Annotated in this window: 1 pseudogene; it reads right to left on the bottom strand. The window is 51.6% G+C overall.

What is annotated here, in order from left to right:
• A pseudogene (locus tag Q0V21_RS32765) lies at nucleotides 1-372 on the bottom strand (late control protein); the annotation flags it as partial.

A 372-nucleotide genomic window follows, 5' to 3' on the forward strand; every position in this document is an offset into this window, starting at 1 on the left:
CGCTTCCTTCAGCGCGCTCTCCCCCATACTGGCCAGACTCTGGTCGAACGCAGACTGAATCATGTCAAAGGAACGATGGATCTCGGCTTCCAGTACTACATTCTCACTCTTTCCATTAACCTCTTCTACAAGTTCCACATGATCTGTCATCGTCTGAATGTACAGACCTTCTGTACCCTCCAGACTAACGCTGGCTCCGCTGATGTTCAGGTCAACCATGCATTGGATCTGCACGTGGGTTGTGCTATTCAATGTAACCCCGTTACCCGCAGCCATCGAGATATACAAGGCGCCCTCTTGGGCGTTCATGACAAGTTCGCTGTCGCCAAGGGTGAACGATTTCCCCTGCGGGTTACCGAAAGACTTTACACC

This window comes from Paenibacillus sp. 11B, from assembly GCF_030487755.1.
Lineage (GTDB): Bacteria > Bacillota > Bacilli > Paenibacillales > Paenibacillaceae > Paenibacillus > Paenibacillus vandeheii.